We start from the raw sequence: 18721 nt of genomic DNA, 5'->3' as shown, positions 1-18721 counted from the left end.
CGGTTCTCTATAACGTCATCTGTGGCGCGGACGATTCAGCCACCTGCCCCGGCAAATATGACACTATATAGCCACTATTTTTTTAGGGTCTATGGCGATTGCGTGACCGCTGCCCACGTCGGTCGTCGCCCCTCATGATGAAAGCCGCAGTCCTATGCTTCTGAACGATCCGGTCACCCTGCTTTTCATCATCATCCCCTTCGGGCTCATGACCACGCTGATGCTGTGCCTGTCGTATGTGGGTACCCGCCGTCACCGTGCGCCGCTGCATTGGTGGATCGCCGGAGACCTGGTGCTGGCCGCCTATCGTGCCGTCGATCTGCTGCAACCGGGTGTCGTTTCCCCAGGTTATGAGTGGCTGGGGCTGCTGGCCCCGCAGACGGCGTTCATTGCCAACACAGGCGGCCTGTTGCTGGCCATCAGTTGCCATACCCTGGCGCTGCATCAATTGGCCGACCGCCGACGGAGCATCGCGTGGCACCTGCGCATGCTGTTGACGCCCGTGCTGGCCTACGCCATGGGTGCCAGTGTGCTGTTGCACAACGTCTACATGCTGTCGTGGTTCTTCCTGTTCTGCGTCTTGACCATCGGCCTGCAATGTTGCGTGACCTGGCCACTGCGTCGGCGTTTTCGCGGCGCCTGGGCGCTGTTGGCCGGGCATGTCGCGCTGCTGATTTTCCACGCCGACAACGCGATCACTCTCGCACTCGCCCCTCCGCCGCCCTTGAGCTTCGATGAACCGGACATGTTCTCCCTGCCCGCGCTGGCGATGGATTTCATGGTTTCGTTTCTCTTCACCCTGAGCTTTGCCCTGATGCTGCAAGAACAGTTACGCCAGCAAGTGGTGCAACTGAGTATCACCGACACCCTGACCGGCGCGCTGAACCGGCGCGGCGCGGTGTCGACCATTCTTCAGGAAGAGCGGCGCCAGAGCGGTTCACGGCGTTACCCGCTGTCCGTGGCGATGGTCGATCTGGACAATTTCAAGCGCATCAACGATCAATATGGGCATTCAGTGGGCGACAACGCGCTGCAAGTGTTTGCCCAGACCGTGACGCGCCTGATGCGCAAGGACGATGTGTTCGTGCGCTGGGGTGGCGAGGAGTTTTTGCTGGTGTTCCCCGGCACGGACGTGCAGCAGGCGCAGGCCTTCATGAAGCGCTTGCGCGACGCCCTCGATAACTGGCCTCGCACCGCTGAGCTGCCCTTTCAGATCGGGTTCAGTGCCGGGCTCGTGCAAACCGCAGCCATGAACAGTCGCGAGGATTTCGAGACATTATTGCGCGCCGTCGACAAGGCGCTGTACCGGGCCAAGCAGGTGCGTGGCCGGGTTGAGGTGGTTGAGGCGGTGGACCTTTAATCTTTGCTTGAGACCACCACTGCCCCTGTGGGAGCGAATTCATTCGCGAAAAATCGTCCAGGCGACAGAGATGCATCGCCGATACAACCGCATCGCGAATGAATTCGCTCCCACAGGGTTGAAACCCGACCGCTACTGATAAAACGCTATCGCGGCATCATCTGCATCCCCAGATACAGGCGCAGCAACTCGTCCGTCCGGTAAGGATCACAACCGCTGAGTTCGGCGATCTTTTCCAGCCGGTAGCGCAAGCTGTTGCGATGAATGCCCAACGCGTCGGCGCAGGCCTGGCTCTCGCCGCTGTAATCGAACCAGGCGCGCAAGGTCTCGAGCAATTGCCCCTGCCCTTGCAGCCCCAGCAGCGGTTGGGCGACGCCTTCGGCCAGCCAGTCGTGCCGGTTGCGCCAGAACAACACCGCCAGACGATGATTCGCCAGCCGCAGCAGCCGCTGTTGCGGTTGCACCTGACGGGCGTAATCCAGCAGATCCCGCGCTGCCGCGCAGGCATGGCGCAGGTCGCTCAAATCGCTGGACGGATCAACCGTCGCCATGCGCACCACCGGCCACCCCTGTTCGTCAAACTGCTCCAGCAGCAACGCATCATTACGGTCCTTGCCCGCCGCCCGGCACCAGTGAATCAGACGAGGCTCGCACGACACGCACCAACTGTTGGCGTAGCGTCCGTTCAGCCACGCCGCCAACTGCCCGGCGTATGCGGCATCGTCAGGCAGTTCGATCAACACGGCCTGACGCGGCAAATGTGGCTGCAAGCCCAATTTCTCGGCCTCATCGATCAAATGCCCGGCGCTGTCCCCCAACAGCAGGCGCGCCAGCAAATCCTCACTGCGCTGATGCCGCCATTGCTGATCGGCCTGCTGACGACGATGCTCCATCAACATTTCGGCGGTCATCTTCACCAACTCGGCATAGACCCGCACCTGCTCCGGATCGCCGGTAATGCCCAGGACGCCGACCAGTTGCTGATCCAGCATCAACGGCAGGTTCACCCCCGGCCGCACGCCGTTCAGTTGTTTGGCGGTATGGGAGTCGATTTCCACCACCCGACGGTTGGCCAGCACCAGTTGCGCACCTTCGTGCCGGGTATACAGGCGCTCGGCCTCGCCACTGCCGATGATGATGCCCAGGTAATCCATCACGTTGACGTTGCAGGGCAAAATCGCCATCGCGCGGTCAACGATGTCCTGCGCTAGCGCGTGATCAAGGGCGAACATAGGGGACGTCCGAAAGCTGGGGAATAAGAAGAGGCATACACATCACGTATTGTTTTTTTAGGTAACGGGAGTCTGCCTGATTTTTGCGCTGGGTTCTCCCATGGCGATGGGTATGGTGATGCCCTGGTGACGCCCACAGGGTGAGCATTCGCTTTTTTAGCTCCTGCTTTTGCTCTTCATACGCAAATAGCCCAAGCACCTGCTCTTCATGATTTGTGTATGAAGAGCAAAAGCAAGAGCGCGCGTGACACAAAAGCACGTTTCAATCCCCCGGCGCCAGCCGCTCGCGGCTGTTGCTCAGGTGGGTCCACATTGCCGCGCGGGCGGCGTCGGGGTCCTGGCGTCGGATCGCAGCCAGAATCGCTTCGTGCTCCAGATTTGCCAGATACGCGTGGTGGGTCAGGCTCGCCCCCGCCCGCTCACTGGACGCAATGCGGCTGCGCGGGATCACCGCTTGCCCCAGGTTTTGCAGGATGTCGAGGAAGTACGGGTTGCCCGTCGCCTCGGCAATGAGCAGGTGAAAACGCCGGTCGGCCTCGACACAACTGTCCTCCTTGGCCAAAAGATCCTGGTAGTCATCAAGGGCCAGGCGCATGGCGGTGAGGTGCTCGGGCGTGCGCCGCAACGCCGCCAACGCCACGGCCTGGGTTTCCAGCCCCATGCGCAACTCGATGATGTGGCGCACGCTGAACACCGTTTCGACCTTCAAGTGCAACCCGCTGGATTCCGAACGCGGCAACACAAACGTGCCTTTGCCCTGATGCGTCTCCACCAGCCCCGACGCCTGCAACTTTGAAATGGCCTCACGCACCACGGTGCGGCTGACGCCGTGCTCGCGGACGATTTCGTTCTCCGACGGCAGCTTGTCCCCCACCGCGATATGCCCGGAAAGGATGCGCTGGCTCAGGTCTGTCACAAGGTCCGTGGCCAGGTTGTGCTGGCGTCGTTTGCTCGGGGCACGTGCAGGTGTCTGCATGGGGAAGTTGTCCTATCAGTGGTGAATGCCGAGGGTCGTCTTCGTCCATCGGCACTTGTATTTTTAGCCTCGACAGGTCGAGCGCTGCAGCCATCAATCGCATCAACGCAACCCGGATGCTCGCTTCATGCCTCGACAATTCCCGGCTTCGGTGAGGATAAACACACTCATCCAACTTGTCATACAAGCTAGCTTATGGTGCTGAAAATTTTCCTACAAGCCCAGCAAAACCAGTTGCGGACGCCATCATTACTTGTATGATGACTGGCAACAGGGTGCGACACCCTGTCACACACACAAGCAACAACCCGCATAAAAATAATCAGTGGGAGTCAACCAGAGTGAACACATCCTCATCACGAGTGGATGACGCCAGCGATTCCGTCTTGCAGTCGGCGGTGTCCAAGGTCAAACGTCATATCCTGCCCCTGTTCGTCATCATGTTCATCGTCAACTACATCGACCGGGTCAACATCGGTTTCGTGCGTAGTCACATGGAGCATGATCTGGGCATCGGCGCAGCCGCCTACGGCTTCGGCGCCGGGCTGTTCTTCGTTGCGTACGCGCTGTTCGAAGTCCCTTCCAACATCCTCATGCAGAAAGTCGGTGCACGGCTCTGGCTGACCCGCATCATGTTCACCTGGGGCCTGGTCGCCGCCGGCATGGCGTTCATCCAGACCGAAACCCACTTCTATATCCTGCGTTTCCTGTTGGGTGTGGCGGAGGCCGGTTTCTTCCCAGGCGTGATCTACTACTTCACCCGCTGGTTGCCAAGCGTCGAGCGCGGTAAAGCCATTGCCATCTTCCTCAGCGGTTCGGCATTCGCCTCGCTGATCTCCGGACCTCTTTCCGGCCTGCTGTTGCAGATCGAAGGCCTGGGCATGCATGGCTGGCAGTGGATGTACTTCATCGAAGGCATGTTCTCGGTGGGCCTGTGCTTCTTTGTCTGGTTCTGGCTGGACTCAAAACCCCAGGACGCCAAGTGGCTGACTCAAGCCGAGAAAGATGCACTGAACACCGCCATCGACGACGAGCAGCGCGCCCGTGAAGCGGCCAGTCCGGTGAAACTGTCCATCGGCCAATTGCTCAAGGACCCGCAGATCATCCTGTTCTGCCTGATGTACTTCTTCATTCAATTGACGATCTACGCCGCCACCTTCTGGCTGCCGAGCATCATCAAGAAGATGGGCGACCTCACCGACTTCCAGGTGGGCCTGTTCAACTCGATTCCCTGGTTCATCGCCATCGTGGCCATGTACGGCTTCGCTTCGGTCTCGGCCAAGTGGAAGCACCAGCAAGCGTGGGTCGCCTGCGCCCTGCTCATCGCCGCATCGGGCATGTTCATGTCTACCACGGGCGGTCCGGTGTTCGCTTTTGTCGCCATCTGCTTCGCGGCGCTGGGCTTCAAATCGGCTTCGTCGCTGTTCTGGCCGATCCCGCAGGGCTATCTGGACGCGCGCATCGCGGCCGGTGTCATCGCCCTGATCAACTCGCTGGGCAACCTCGGCGGCTTCGTGGCACCGACCGCGTTCGGCATCCTCGAACAACAGACCGGCTCGATTCAGGGCGGCCTGTATGGCTTGACCGCCACGTCAATCATCGCTGCGATTCTGGTGTTCACCGTGCGTACGACCCGCAAGCCGGGTGCCGTCCCTGTCACCAGCGCCGATGTCACCCACAGCCACTCCTGAACACTTCAGCCCCTACCTTTCATTCGGCGCTGCATGGCGGCGCCTCGTAAACGCAAGGATTGAGTCATGAGCACACAACATTCCGGCAGCACCCCCGTCATCACGGACATGCAGGTCATCCCGGTCGCCGGCCACGACGACATGCTGCTCAACCTGAGCGGCGCCCACGGCCCGTACTTCACCCGCAACATCGTGATCCTGAAAGACAACGCCGGTCACACCGGTGTCGGTGAGATCCCGGGCGGCGAGAAGATCCGCCAGACCCTGGAAGACGCCCGCTCGCTGGTGGTCGGCAGCACGATCGGCAACTACCAGAAAATTCTCAACGATGTACGCCGCACCTTCGCCGAGCGTGATGCGGGGGGCCGTGGTCTGCAAACGTTCGATTTGCGCATCACCATCCACGCCGTCACCGGCATCGAAGCCGCTGTGCTCGACCTGCTCGGCCAGCACCTGGAAGTGCCCGTTGCCGCCCTGCTCGGCGAAGGCCAGCAGCGCGATGAAGTGAAGATGCTCGGTTACCTGTTCTACGTTGGTGACCAGAAGAAAACCAACCTGCCCTACCGCACCGAGGAAGACGCCGACAACGACTGGTTCCGCGTCCGTCACGAGGAAGCGCTGACGCCTGAGCGTGTCGTGCGTCTGGCTGAAGCTGCGTTCGAGCGTTACGGCTTCGAAGACTTCAAACTCAAGGGCGGCGCACTGAGTGGCGATGCCGAAATCGAAGCGGTCACCGCACTGGCCGAACGCTTTCCGAAAGCGCGCATCACCCTGGACCCGAACGGCGCCTGGTCGCTGAAAGAAGCGATCCGCCTGTGCCGTGACCAGCACAAAGTGCTGGCTTACGCTGAAGATCCATGCGGCGCCGAAAACGGCTACTCGGGCCGCGAAGTGATGGCCGAATTCCGTCGCGCCACCGGTTTGCGCACCGCCACCAACATGATCGCCACCGACTGGCGTGAAATGGGCCATTCGATCCAGCTGCAATCGGTGGACATCCCACTGGCCGACCCACACTTCTGGACCATGCAGGGTTCGGTGCGTGTGGCGCAGATGTGCAACGAGTGGGGCCTGACCTGGGGTTCGCATTCGAACAACCATTTCGACATCTCGCTGGCCATGTTCACCCACGCCGCCGCTGCGGCACCGGGCAACATCACCGCCATCGACACCCACTGGATCTGGCAGGACGGCCAGCGCCTGACCAAGGCGCCTCTGCAAATCGTCGGCGGCAACGTGAAGGTGCCGAAGAAGCCGGGGCTGGGCATCGAGATCGACATGGATCAAGTGGCCAAGGCCCACGAGCTGTACAAAGGCATGGGCCTGGGGGCGCGGGATGACAGCGTCGCCATGCAGTTCCTGATCCCGAACTGGAAGTTCAACAACAAGCAGCCTTGCCTCGTTCGGTAAGCGCGAGCTGCTTGAACAGAACCACGTAAATTGCCAACTGGCGACCGGCGCGTAACCCCTTGCGCGCCGTTTTTCTTCCTTCCGCTTTATTCATGACGTCGTGCTAGGCTCTGCCCATCTTCGTGCAGTGAAGCCCACCCATGACGCGCCTGACCCAGACCCACCCTCGCCTGACCATCGCCATCGCCCTGGGCCTTGTCGCCGGTATTGCCGCCGCCCTGCTCGCCCCCGCCGTCACCCTGACCAGCAAATGCCTGATCGCCTGGAACGTCGCGGGCTGGATCTACATGGTGCTGATCATGTTGCGCACCACCAACTCCAACGCCGAAGACGTGCGACGCATTGCCGAGGTCGAGGATGAGAACGCCGGGCTGGTGCTGATGCTGGTGTGCGTTGCGGCGATTGCCAGCCTTGCGGCCATCGTGCTGGAGCTGGCGGGCATCAAGGACATGGCACCCAGTGACAAGGCGCTGCATTACGCGTTCACCGGCCTGACCATCGTCGGTTCATGGTTGTTGATCGGGGTGATTTTCAGCCTGCATTACGCGCGGATGTTCTACACGTGGGACGGGGAGGAATCGGCATTGCGTTTTGCCGATGGCGAGCAGAACCCGGATTATTGGGACTTTCTGTACTTCTCGTTCACCATCAGCGTGGCAGTACAGACGTCAGACGTGGGCGTGGCAACCCGCAACCTGCGCAAAGTAGTCTTGGCCCAGTCGTTGATTGGCTTTCTGTTCAACACGTCGATTCTGGGATTTTCCATCAATATCGCGGCGGGGTTGTTTAACTGAAAGCACATCGGCGAGGCCATCTGATTGACCTCGCCTTTTACGATCAAGCCGACAGTGCCCGTGTCAGTTGCCTGCTACTTGCGCCACTTCACCGGACGTCATCAGCGCTTTGAGTGACATGTCGAACTGTTTCAGCGCATCGACTTGCAGGTCGCGTTGCTGGTTGATCTGTGCCGCGATTTCAGGGGCCGCCTTGTCATGGACCCAGACCGAATTCAGCTCTTTGGCACCCAGGCCTTCGGCCTTGCCGATGTATTGCAGATTCGCGTCATAGAACTTGGCGACGAACCGCGCTTCGACCTTGTTATTACGTTGAGTCACCAGTTGGCTGTAAGTGTCCAGCATGACCACCACATCGGGTTTGGCCTGCATCAAGGCGTCGAGGTTGTCGTACACCGTGACCGAGGCAAATTCTTTGGCGATCGAGCCTTTGAGCCAGTCAATGGCCAGTTTTGGATCGGAGCTGTTGACAAAGGCTTCGCGAATCCGCGAGTCCAGTGCACCATTATTCACGCCTTTCAATGCAACCGCGTGGTACTGCTCCAGGTACTGCAGGGTGCTGACGGTGTTTTCACTGTAGAGCACACCCACGGACTGCGACTTTCTCAGGCCCATGCTGCTGTCAGCCATCGGCATGAAGTGGCACACCGGCTCCTCGGCAGCGGAGGCGGCGGCAGAGGCAGGAGCAGCAGCGATGAGACCACCGGTCAGCACGGCGACAAGCGTCAGCAGGGTTGAAATTCTCATCGCGGGCGTCCTTCTAAAGCCAATTCGGTATGGCTCTATCCTGCTCCTTTACTGAAAAAAAAGAACTCTCGATTGATGATGTTAACTATCGATTTCACGAATGGTGTGTGCACCGAAAGAGTCCTTTACCGATTATTGAATAAAACAACTTTCCCATAGGCTTAATCCGACTAATTCAGCCCCCATAGTTACCAATAACCTGGCGGACTTTATGCAGCGCATCGTACAAGGTCACGGTGTCTACCGACCCCAGCGCCAGCCGGATCGCATGGGGGACAGGGTTTGAAATGGAAAAGGGGTCTGCGGTCGACACCGCGACATTCAGGGCCAGCAATTCCATGGCCACCTGATCGGCTCGGGCGTCTTCGGGCAGCACCACCCACAGGAAGTAAGAGGCGGGATGACCAATGATGCTCAGCCCGGCCAGCACCTTGCGCGCAAGTGTCTGGCGCTGCATGGCGTCCTGACGTTTTTCGGCCTCAAGCCGGGCCACAGTGCCGTCTTCGATCCAGTTGCACACCAGCGCCGTCATCACGCCCGGTGTATTCCAGGTGGTCGCTCTGATGGCGCGCTCGATGGCGGGCACCCACGGCATCGGCGCGACGACAAATCCCACCCGCAGCCCCGTGGCCACGTTCTTGGAAAAGCCAGACACATACACCGTCAATTCTGGCGCCAGCGTGCGCAACGGCGTCGGCGGTTCGCTGGCCAGAAAAGCGTAGGCGGCGTCCTCGATCAACATCAGGTCATGCTCCCGCGCGATGACCACCAGACGCTCACGCCATGGCAAACCCAGCACCCAGCCCATGGGGTTGTGCAAAGTCGGCATCGCATAAACCGCCTTGACCCGGCGCGTTCGACAAAGCTTTTCCAGCGCATCGAGATCGGGGCCTGCGTCGGTCAACGGGATGGGCAACATCTCCAACCGGTGTGCTTCAGCGATCACCTTGAACCCCGAATACGTCAGCGCGTCGACGGCGATCACATCACCCGGTTTGAGCAGCGCCGAGGCCGTAACCGCCAGACCGTGCTGTGCACCGCTGACAATCAGCAGCTCATCTGAATTGACCTGCAACCCACGCTCCCGCACATGCCGGGCCATACAGGCCCGTTCATGGCCGCGTCCCGCATGGGGCTGATAGCGCAGCAGGGCCTCCAGATCGCCTGAAAGCGCCAGTTGACGCAGCCCGGTGCGCAGCGTTTCCGCCTGCCCCGGCAACGCGGGGTAATTGAAATTCAGGTCCAGCACGCCTGCGACGGCCGCTTGCTGATCGACGCCATGACTGAGGGGCAAGGCGATTTCTCGCACGAAGGTGCCTCGCCCGGTTTCGCCACTGATCAACCCCATCGTCTCCAGTTCGGCGTAGACGCGGGACGCGGTCACCAGCGCCAGCCCCTCCTGCTCGGCCAGTTGCCGGTGAGTGGGCAAGCGGGTGCCGGGCGGCAGCGCCCCCGAGGCAATGTCGTTGGCGAAACGGTCGACCAGCGTCTTGTAGCGCGCACGGGGCATGCTGAATGTATCCATGACAATTCTTTGATTGTCTTGATTCTGCGCTCTAGGATTCGCTCAACGCAACGACTGGACGGACGCAACGCCATGGAACACACCTCGCCCCTGCTCCAACGACACGCTGCCAATGGCTGGCTCAATGGCCTCATCGGCGTGGTGATCTTTAGCGGTTCCCTGCCCGCGACGCGCATCGCAGTACAGGACATCGCGCCGCTCTTCCTCACCGTCGCCCGCGCCTCCATTGCCGCAGTTGTGGCGTTGTGCTTGCTCTGGCTACTCAAAGAACGACGCCCGACCCGCGCTCAGCTATGGCCGCTGTGCATCGTCGCCCTTGGCGTCGTGATCGGCTTTCCACTGCTCACGGCACTGGCTCTGCAATACGTGACCTCCGCCCACTCCATCGTCTTCGTCGGTCTGCTGCCACTGGCCACGGCCACGTTTGCCGTGTGGCGCGGCGGTGAGCGGCCTCGCCCGGCATTCTGGATGTTCTCGTTGCTGGGCAGCTCGCTGGTGGTGAGCTTTGCCGTGTCTCAGGGCCTGAGCGCCTCACCGATGGGCGATCTGCTGATGCTGCTGGCCATTCTGGCGTGTGGCCTGGGTTACGCCGAAGGAGCGAAATTGTCCCGCACATTGGGGGGCTGGCAGGTCATCTGCTGGGCGTTGGTGCTGGCGCTGCCGCTGATGCTGGGGCTGACGTGGTTCAGCGCCCCGCCCTCTTTCGCTCACATCGGTGTACCGGCGTGGATCAGCCTCGGTTACGTCTCGCTGTTCAGTATGCTGATCGGCTTCGTCTTCTGGTATCGCGGGCTGGTGCAGGGCGGGATCGCAGCGGTCGGTCAGCTTCAGTTACTGCAACCGTTCTTCGGACTGGCGCTGGCCGCGTCCCTGCTGCACGAGCAGGTTAGCATCGCCATGCTGGGGGTGACCCTGGCGGTCATCCTGTGCGTGGTGGGCGCGCGACGGTTTTCTCGCTGATGGCACCCCCGCCGTCACTCCGCCACAGCTATCGGAGGACGCTTGAGGTAAACCAACAGCCCGCTCAGGCAAATCAGCGCCATGCCCAGTGCCGACGACAACACGGGGTAACTGTCGAAAAACAGCACCCCGTACACCGCCGCGAAGAGGATCTGCAGATAGCCCAATGGCGCAAGCACCGAGGACGAGGCATAGACATAGGATTTGGAAATCAACAGGTGCGCTGACATGCCCATCCCGCCCAGCACCAACAACATCCCCCACTGAAGCAGCGTCGGTGAAGCCCAGTAGAACGGCACCACCAGGCTCAGCAACGCGGTGCTGAACACACCCACGTAAAAACTGCACACCGACGGGCTGTCCGATTCTCCGGCCAGTTGTGTCAGTAATTGATAGACCGCAAAGCAGAACGCCGAAGCGAGCGGAAACAGCATCCACAGCGAAAAGCCGTCGCTGGTCGGGTTGATCACCACCAGCACACCTATGAAACCGACGATCACCGATAACCACTGCAACCGGTCTGCGCGGATGCCAAACAGCAGCGGCGACAGCAGGGTGACGAAGGCCGGGGCTAGAAACACCAGGGCGGTCGACTCTGCCAGCGGCACGTGGGTCAGGCCAAAAAGAAAGGTCAGGCTGTCGCCCAGCAGAAACACCGCCCGCAGCAGGTGCAGCCAGGGCCGCTGGGTGCGGAAGGCATTTTCGCGTTTTTCCCGAACGATCACCCGCGTGACGATCACGGTATGAATCAGATAGCGCGCCCAGGCCACGAAAATGACCGGCAGCGTGAGAATCAGGGTTTTCGACAACGCATCATGGCTGGCGAATACGAAAGCCACACCGACCATCAGCCACATGCCGATCACATGGCTGTGGGAACGGGAAGAAACACTCATGGGGTTATCCGGTGACGAGGATGAAGGACAACAGGCACGCCGCGCAGTACAGCACAAGTTGCCCTCGCCTCCAATGTGCCGGTGCGACGACGACAGCCCCAAGCGCGCCACCGAACGATGAAACTACGACGGGCTCGCTGCGTCCCCAGAACGCCCAAAGGGTGACAGACTCAAAATGCGTTGATCCTGATTTTGATCTTCCAACGCGGTGTCTGGACTGTCGCGTATGAAGAGCAAAGGCAGGAGCGAGAGCACACATGATAAAAACGGGGCGCTCGACCATTGATTTCTAATGAGCCTTGCTCACCCGCCACACCTTGTTCCCCACATCATCAGCCACCAGCAACGCACCCTGCTGATCGAGGATCACCCCCACCGGACGCCCCTGAGCCTCACCGTCCTTGTTCAGAAAACCGGTAAGAAAATCAATCGGCATGCCCGTCGGCTGCCCGTTCTCGAATCCGATGAACACCACTTTGTAGCCCGATTGCGGGTTGCGATTCCACGATCCGTGCTCGCCGATGAACACCCCATTGGAGAAGTTCTCCGGCATGCCGCGCGCATCGGAAAACGTCAGCCCCAGCGGTGCGACGTGCGTACCGAGCGCGTAATCCGGTGCAATCGCCTTGGCCACCTTGTCCGGACGCGGCGGCTGTACGCGTACGTCGACATGATTGCCGTAATAGCTCCATGGCCAGCCGTAGAACGCCCCATCCTTCACCGACGTCAGGTAATCCGGTACCAGATCGCTACCGATCTCATCCCGTTCGTTGACCACCGTCCACAGCTCGGTACTGCCCGGTTTCCAGGCCAGACCATTCGGGTTGCGCAGCCCACTGGCAAACAGGCGTTTCTGCCCGGTTTTCGCGTCAACCTCCCAGATCGCCGCCCGCCCCTCTTCGGCTTCCAGACCGTTTTCACCCACGTTACTGTTGGAGCCTACGGTCACGTACAGCTTGCTGCCGTCGCTGTTGGCGATGATGTTCTTGGTCCAGTGATGGTTGAGTCCCGCAGGCAGGTCCGTCACCTTGACCGGCGTGGCCGTGATTTCGGTCTGGCCCTCGCTGTACGGCACTTTGACCACCGCGTCGGCGTTGGCGATGAACAAATCGTTGCCCACCAACACCATGCCAAACGGTGAAGTCAGCCCGCTGATGAACACCTTGTGGACTTCGGCCTTGCCATCGCCGTCAGCGTCACGCAGCAATGTGATGCGGTTGGCACTCTCCGCCTTGGCGCCCGCGCGGCTCATGACGATCCCCGATGCCGTGCGTTTGGCCCACGCCATCAACCCCGTGCCGCCATCGGTAGCGCCCTCGGGCTTGGGCGGCGTGTTGCTTTCGGCCACCAACACATCGCCGTTTGGCAGCTTGTACAACCAGCGCGGGTGTTGAAGGTTCTCGGCCAGGGCCTGAACCTTGAAGCCCTCCGGGGCTTTGGGCATGTCGTTGCCCGTCCAGCCCACTGCCTTGGAAATCTTCAGCGTCGGAATCAGCGTCGTGGTCGGTTCTGGCAATTGCGGCTTGGGGCCCACACCGGCCTGAAACGGCAACTTGGAATTTTCACCGCAGGCACTGAGCAAGGCCGCGGCGGTCATCAGCAGGGCAACGCGTTGCAACACCATCATTGTTCTAACCTCTTGTCAGCCTTCCATGGGCCGAATCTGGACACACAAAAATCGTCGAAATTATCGATGTGTCGCCCAACGCCGAACAGCATGGCAGGCACAAATGACCTTTGTTCTGCGGGCACGAATTAACCGACCGTCGCGGGCGTTCAAGGTTTCAATCAAACGGGATTCGGGGGAACGGCAACAGGCAACCTGAGGTCAGGTTAGCCAAAGGGAGGGAATCAGCATGACGAGATTGAACAGGCGCCATTTCATCAATGGAGCATTGATCATCGGCGCAGGCGCACTGATATTGCCGACCCATCGTGCAGAGGCCAACACCATGGAATCACCCAGAACACTGCTCCTGCAACGCAATGGCTGGGTGCCCAACAACCCGCGCCTGCCCGTGCTGCATTACCGCGACGTGATCACCGAGGGCGACGTTGCGTCGGCCATGGAAGCGCTGTTCACGCAGAATGGCTGGAAACCGGCCTGGCGCGACGGGGTGTTCGACTATCACCACTACCACTCCACCGCCCACGAGGTACTCGGCTTTGCCGCAGGCAGCGCGCGTTTGATGCTGGGCGGGCCGAATGGGCATGAAGTCACTGTTAAAAAAGGCGATGTGGTGCTCCTGCCTGCGGGAACCGGCCATTGTCGTCTGTCGGCCAGCAGCGATTTTCTGGTGGTGGGCGGCTACCCGCCGGGTCAGAACTGGGACATCTGCCGAGAAGCCCCCACCGAAGCCATGATCGAACGCATGGCCACATTGCCCTTTCCGGAGAGCGACCCGGTGACTGGGCGCCATCCGCCGTTAACGACGTATTGGCCTAAGGGTTGAGGGGACGCTGGGAGGAAACGCCAGACGTTGCTACTACAGCGTGAACACCCCACTCCCGTAGCTGTCCGGCTTGCCGGCGGTAGCGATCTTTCGTACGCCACCGCAGGCACGTCATACGGCTACAACGAGGGCACCGCGTGAGCGCTCACGTCCACGCAAGCGTGATGCTGCTTTCAAAGGATCGCTCCTGGCCCGTCACCGGATCAATGAAACGCAAGCCCTGCGCCAGCAGTTTGAGTGGCTTGTCATAATCATCGACCGCATCCCTGACCACGTCGGGGTAAAACGGATCGTTACAGATCGCGGCCCCGAGCGCTGCCATGTGCACCCGCAACTGGTGCTTTTTGCCCGTGACGGGATAAAGCCCGTAGCGCCACAGGTCACCGTTGCGCTCACACACCTCGATCCGGGTTTCGGTATTGGCTGGCCCTTCCCCCTCTTGCATGCGAAAGAACGGCTCACCGTCCACCAGGCGACTTTTATGCACCCGCGCAAACTCCAGATCAGGCAATGCGCGGGCGATCGCCTCGTAGCGTTTATCGATCTGCCGGGTCGGAAACAGCGACTGATAAGCCGAGCGACTGTCCTTGTTGGCCGAAAACAGCACCAGCCCTGCGGTGTGACGGTCAATACGATGCAGGGGCACCAGATGCGGGTTGTCGAGCGTACGAATCAAACGCCGCAGCAGCGTCTGCTCGACGTATTCCCCTGACGGCGTGACCGGCAAGAAATGCGGCTTGTCGGCGACCACCAAATGCTCGTCGGCGTACAGGATCTGCTCCTGCACCGGAATCGGCTTCTCATCGGGCACTTCGCGGAAATAATGAATCCGCATCCCCTCGCGGTACGCCCGATCCAGCGCAACAGGCCGCCCTTCGCCATCCAGCACGCGCCCTCGCGCAAACCGGTCCACCCACTGATCGCGGCTGATGGCGCTGAAGCGCTCGCACAGGCAGTCAAATACCGTCAGCCAGGTGCCTGGCGGCAAATACAGGGTACTGGCCTGACTGTTGGCGGGAATGAAGGCAGAATCGGACATGGGTCACTCAGGGTCGGATGCGACAAGGACGACATTATCGCTCAGGGTCTATTCGTGCGCGAGGAGCATGATCATGAGCGCGAAAGGCTCTGTTCCGGTCGTTACACGATCACGCGACGTTTTGTCGCACGCCACCGACGTACCAGTTGTCTGACATCTACATGACAGCAGTAGAAGCTGAAAATGATTTGTTCTAAAATGTTACGAAATCGGCAAGCAGGCGCGAATCCGAACCGACACGAAATGCTTCGTGATCGAACTCGAAAACGTCTGCCAGACCTGAACTCATAAAAAGAAAGCCCGTCCTCGACGGGCTTTTTTCGTTTTCAGCGTTTGTAACGCGCCTCCAGGCGCAATCGCCGGACATGCAACGTCGGCCCTGTTGGCGCGGATCAGCCCACGGCCCACGACAGATTTCGTTTTTCAAACTTGAGGTTACGCCATGCTGGTTCAACTGTTTCAATGGATCAAACGCCTGTCCACCGGCACCCCCGCCGAAAGCGAAGACAGCTATTCGCAATCGTTCTCGGATGACGAGCACGATGTCGGTCGCTGGACGTTCATGTCGGTGTTCATCGTTTTCACGTTGAGCCTGTACATCGTCGCAGGCCTTGGCTACTACGCCAAAGTCCACGTCTGGGACGGCATGACCGAAGCGCAGAAAGAAGCCGTCGCCAAAGCGATGGTCGTTGACACGCAATACCTCTGAAGACTGCGACTGCGCTCAGTCACACAAGAACGTCACCACCTGCCCGGTGTCGAACGGCCAGTCCAGTTCGGCCCCGGTGTCAGTGCGCCGCAACACCGGGATGCGCAACCCATAGGCATCGGCCAGCGCTTCACTCTGGGCAATATCCACCAGCTCGATCAGCAGGCCATGCTCGACCAGCGGCATCAACTCGGCTTCGGCCACCTCACATAAATGACACCCCACAGTGCTGAATAGCTGACATTCCGGCGGCATGGCGCAGACCTCCGTTGGCAGATTTCGGAACGTGCGGCCAGTTTAGGCCCGTCCGGAAATACCGTCGAGCCGGAAGCGGCGCCGGGAAAAATCGTTGGAGCGGTCCAGAATCGGCTTCTCGAAACAGCGATAGCCGACCCAGCCGTAACACAGCACAGCCATCATCATCAGCAACGCGAACAGCACGTTGTCCAGTAGGCTGCTTGACCAACTGCCGAACACCTGCCAGAAACGCCCGATTACACCCAGCACCAGCAGGTGCGAGAGGTACACGGTGTAGGACATATCGCCAACAGCGACAAGAAACGGCGGCATGTGCAAATAGTGGCGTCGCTCCAGTAACGCCAACCCCAGCACCAGCACGCCGAACACCGCCCCCACCGAGAACATGCGTACCAGCCCCTGGTCATCGAACAGCCGGTAGTAACCGATCAGCCCCACCCCTGGAATCAGCGCCACCGCCAGTGCCACGAAAATCATCGGCGTCGAAATCCGCGCGCAATGGCGGCTATAGAACAACAGCGCCAATGCCACACCGATGATGAACTCCAGCGAATAGGGATGAAGAATAATGCGTAACGCGGCGTTGTAGTCCTGCCAGTTTTCAACGCTATTGAACGCCACCAGCAGCACCGCCCAGAGCGCGAGAAACGCGGGCAACCAGCGCTCGCGGAACAGCATCAGCCCGGTGAACACCAGATAAAACCAAAGCTCGAACACTAATGACCAGGCCACCATCACCAGCAGCACCTTGTCATTGGGCAGCAACAGGAACGACATCAGCAGGTTTGACGAGCCGTGCGTGCTGTTGACCATATTTGGCTGCACCAGCACCACCGCCAAGGTCAGACCGTAGTACAGCCAGTAGGTGGGATAGATCCGCGATACGCGGTTGAACAGGAAGCGCTTGGATTCAGCGATCTTCCGGAAGCGACCACGACTGACGATCACCATCACGAAACCGCTGATGATGAAAAACAGATCGACCCCGAGCTGGAAGAAATCCAGCAATGGCGGCAACAGAATGTCACCGCCCGAATACTTGTGCTCTACGGCGGTCATGTGAAAAAGCACCACCCCTAGCACCGCCACGCCCCTCAGCCCCTGAAGGGAATAGATACGCTCCATCGACTTCTCCTACAGCAGACGTCGACCCAAGGGTGACGACAAGACAGGAAAGTCGAGGGGCATGCACAACGTCAGCCATGCCCACTCGGTTGCGAGTAAGCATAGCCAACGGTTGACGACGAATGAGGCCGGTCAGCAAGTTGCTAAAACCAGCGCCCAACCTGCGTCACCCCTCAATCGTGGCTGACCGCCCCGATCTTGTGAATCGACAGGTCGGCGCCGTAATACTCCTGCTCTTGATTCAGGCGCAGGCCCAGGCACCGCTTGACCCCGCCATACACAAGAAAGCCGCCCGCTAGCGCAATGACCACGCCCAACGCGCTACCTATCAACTGACTGATCAGACTGACCCCGCCCAAGCCGCCGAACGCGGTCTGGCCGAAAATGCCACAGGCGATTCCCCCCCAAACGCCACAGAGGCCGTGGAGCGGCCAGACACCCAATACATCGTCGATCTTCCAGCGCACTTGCGCCGCCGTAAAACACCAGACGAACAAGGCGCCTGCGATCACGCCCGTCACCAACGCCCCCACTGGATGCATCAGGTCGGAACCCGCGCAAACTGCCACCAGTCCGGCCAGCGGGCCGTTGTGCAGAAACCCCGGGTCGTTGCGCCCGACAATCAACGCTGCCACCGTGCCGCCCACCATGGCCATCAGCGAGTTGACGGCCACCAGGCCGCTGACGCCATCCAGCGTCTGGGCGCTCATCACGTTGAAGCCGAACCAGCCGACGATGAGGATCCACGACCCCAATGCCAGAAACGGAATGCTCGACGGCGGATAGGCAATCAACTTGCCGTCGCGGTATCGACCATTGCGCGCGCCGAGCAACGTCACCGCCGCCAGGGCCAGCCAGCCGCCCATGGCGTGTACCACCACCGACCCGGCGAAGTCATGAAAACTTGCCCCAAAGGACTTGAGCAGCCAGGACTGAAAACCGAAATTGCCGTTCCACACCATGCCTTCAAAGAACGGGTAAACGAAAGCGACAATCAGCACCGTCGCACATAGTTGGGGGGCAAACTTCGCGCGCTCGGCAACACCGCCGGAAATGATGGCCGGAATGGCCGCCGCGAACGTCAGCAGGAAAAAGAATTTCACCAACCCGTAGCCGTGGTCAGTGGCTAACACACTGGCAGGCTGCAAAAAGCTGACACCATAGGAAATCCAGTACCCCACGAAAAAATACGCAAGGGTCGAGACAGCAAAGTCACTGAGGATTTTCGATAACGCGTTGACCTGATTTTTCTGCCGGACCGTGCCGACTTCCAGAAACGCGAAACCGGCGTGCATGGCCAGAACCATGACAGCACCGATCAGGATAAACAGGGTATTGGAGCTATGGACCAAGGTGTCCACCGCACTTTGCACATTTTCCATCGACGGGCAGGCCTGCAAGTGATGAAAAGCACCAAAGCAGGACAAGCCTTCTGACCGCTCACGACAAAAGCACCAAACAGGCGCAAGACGAGACTGCGCGAACCGATTTGGCGCACACAGACAGGCAGAAAAGCTGAACGCCTAGGCGTTTTTCTCGGTTTTAT

General features: G+C 60.0%; 17 protein-coding genes. 7 read left to right on the top strand and 10 right to left on the bottom strand.

Annotation, left to right across the window (positions count from 1 at the left end; genetic code table 11):
- Positions 1-154 precede the first annotated feature (154 nt).
- Positions 155-1360, top strand: coding sequence for a diguanylate cyclase (locus tag ACI2KB_RS11840; protein WP_404634643.1), 1206 nt, complete (start codon positions 155-157; stop codon positions 1358-1360).
- 146 nt (positions 1361-1506) lie between these two features.
- On the opposite strand, the gene ACI2KB_RS11835 is transcribed toward ACI2KB_RS11840, so the two are convergent.
- Together ACI2KB_RS11835 and ACI2KB_RS11830 are read right to left on the bottom strand one after the other, a co-directional pair.
- On the bottom strand, positions 1507-2592 hold the full coding sequence (locus ACI2KB_RS11835) for a CdaR family transcriptional regulator (protein ID WP_404634641.1): 1086 nt from the start codon (positions 2590-2592) through the stop codon (positions 1507-1509).
- Between the two features lie 262 nt (positions 2593-2854).
- Positions 2855-3568, bottom strand: a complete 714-nt coding sequence (locus ACI2KB_RS11830) for a FadR/GntR family transcriptional regulator (protein ID WP_404634639.1) — start codon at positions 3566-3568, stop codon at positions 2855-2857.
- A 341-nt stretch (positions 3569-3909) separates the two neighbouring features.
- On the opposite strand from ACI2KB_RS11830, the gene ACI2KB_RS11825 reads away from it, so the two are divergent.
- The 3 genes from ACI2KB_RS11825 to ACI2KB_RS11815 all read left to right on the top strand — a co-directional run bounded on the left by ACI2KB_RS11825 (position 3910) and on the right by ACI2KB_RS11815 (position 7463).
- Positions 3910-5259, top strand: coding sequence for an MFS transporter (locus ACI2KB_RS11825; protein ID WP_404634637.1), 1350 nt, complete (start codon positions 3910-3912; stop codon positions 5257-5259).
- A 66-nt stretch (positions 5260-5325) separates the two neighbouring features.
- A complete protein-coding gene (gene gudD, locus ACI2KB_RS11820) occupies positions 5326-6669 on the top strand; it encodes a glucarate dehydratase (RefSeq protein ID WP_404634635.1) in 1344 nt (447 codons plus the stop codon).
- Between the two features lie 140 nt (positions 6670-6809).
- Positions 6810-7463 carry a DUF1345 domain-containing protein gene (locus ACI2KB_RS11815; RefSeq protein ID WP_404634633.1) on the top strand — a complete coding sequence of 218 codons (654 nt, stop codon included), beginning with the start codon at positions 6810-6812 and terminating at the stop codon, positions 7461-7463.
- Positions 7464-7526: 63 nt separating this feature from the next.
- On the opposite strand, the gene ACI2KB_RS11810 is transcribed toward ACI2KB_RS11815, so the two are convergent.
- Both ACI2KB_RS11810 and ACI2KB_RS11805 read right to left on the bottom strand, forming a co-directional pair.
- Complete coding sequence (locus ACI2KB_RS11810; protein ID WP_404634631.1) at positions 7527-8210, bottom strand: ATPase; 684 nt, start codon at positions 8208-8210, stop codon at positions 7527-7529.
- A gap of 175 nt (positions 8211-8385) precedes the next feature.
- A complete protein-coding gene (locus ACI2KB_RS11805; RefSeq protein WP_404635032.1) occupies positions 8386-9720 on the bottom strand; it encodes a PLP-dependent aminotransferase family protein in 1335 nt (444 codons plus the stop codon).
- 87 nt (positions 9721-9807) lie between these two features.
- On the opposite strand from ACI2KB_RS11805, the gene ACI2KB_RS11800 reads away from it, so the two are divergent.
- Positions 9808-10695 (top strand): DMT family transporter, encoded by an 888-nt coding sequence (locus ACI2KB_RS11800; protein ID WP_404634629.1) that lies wholly within the window; start codon positions 9808-9810, stop codon positions 10693-10695.
- Between the two features lie 14 nt (positions 10696-10709).
- Here the strand turns inward: ACI2KB_RS11800 and ACI2KB_RS11795 are convergent, their stop codons facing one another.
- Together ACI2KB_RS11795 and ACI2KB_RS11790 are read right to left on the bottom strand one after the other, a co-directional pair.
- Complete coding sequence (locus ACI2KB_RS11795; protein ID WP_404634627.1) at positions 10710-11591, bottom strand: DMT family transporter; 882 nt, start codon at positions 11589-11591, stop codon at positions 10710-10712.
- Between the two features lie 289 nt (positions 11592-11880).
- The gene (locus ACI2KB_RS11790) at positions 11881-13218 is read right to left on the bottom strand and encodes a PQQ-dependent sugar dehydrogenase (protein WP_404634625.1); all 1338 of its coding nucleotides are present in this window, start codon (positions 13216-13218) and stop codon (positions 11881-11883) included.
- 229 nt (positions 13219-13447) lie between these two features.
- Between ACI2KB_RS11790 and ACI2KB_RS11785 the strand changes: the two genes are divergently transcribed.
- Positions 13448-14044, top strand: a complete 597-nt coding sequence (locus tag ACI2KB_RS11785; protein ID WP_404634623.1) for a cupin — start codon at positions 13448-13450, stop codon at positions 14042-14044.
- Between the two features lie 145 nt (positions 14045-14189).
- Here the strand turns inward: ACI2KB_RS11785 and ACI2KB_RS11780 are convergent, their stop codons facing one another.
- Positions 14190-15083: a pseudouridine synthase gene (locus ACI2KB_RS11780; RefSeq protein WP_404634621.1), complete on the bottom strand. Its 894-nt coding sequence runs from the start codon at positions 15081-15083 to the stop codon at positions 14190-14192.
- Positions 15084-15525: 442 nt separating this feature from the next.
- On the opposite strand from ACI2KB_RS11780, the gene ACI2KB_RS11775 reads away from it, so the two are divergent.
- Complete coding sequence (locus ACI2KB_RS11775) at positions 15526-15792, top strand: hypothetical protein (protein WP_404634619.1); 267 nt, start codon at positions 15526-15528, stop codon at positions 15790-15792.
- Between the two features lie 15 nt (positions 15793-15807).
- Here ACI2KB_RS11775 and ACI2KB_RS11770 read toward each other — a convergent pair whose 3' ends face one another.
- The 3 genes from ACI2KB_RS11770 to ACI2KB_RS11760 form a co-directional block, all read right to left on the bottom strand.
- The gene (locus ACI2KB_RS11770) at positions 15808-16047 is read right to left on the bottom strand and encodes a glutaredoxin family protein (protein ID WP_404634617.1); all 240 of its coding nucleotides are present in this window, start codon (positions 16045-16047) and stop codon (positions 15808-15810) included.
- A 42-nt stretch (positions 16048-16089) separates the two neighbouring features.
- Positions 16090-17175, bottom strand: coding sequence for an acyltransferase family protein (locus ACI2KB_RS11765; RefSeq protein ID WP_404634615.1), 1086 nt, complete (start codon positions 17173-17175; stop codon positions 16090-16092).
- Between the two features lie 173 nt (positions 17176-17348).
- A complete protein-coding gene (locus ACI2KB_RS11760) occupies positions 17349-18557 on the bottom strand; it encodes an ammonium transporter (RefSeq protein ID WP_404634613.1) in 1209 nt (402 codons plus the stop codon).
- Between the last annotated feature and the right edge of the window lie 164 nt (positions 18558-18721).

Origin of the sequence: Pseudomonas sp. NPDC088444, assembly GCF_044900175.1 — a bacterium.
In the GTDB taxonomy this organism is placed as follows: Bacteria; Pseudomonadota; Gammaproteobacteria; order Pseudomonadales; family Pseudomonadaceae; genus Aquipseudomonas.
Note: the sequence above shows the minus strand (reverse complement) of the source record. Positions and strands in the feature narration are given on the sequence as shown.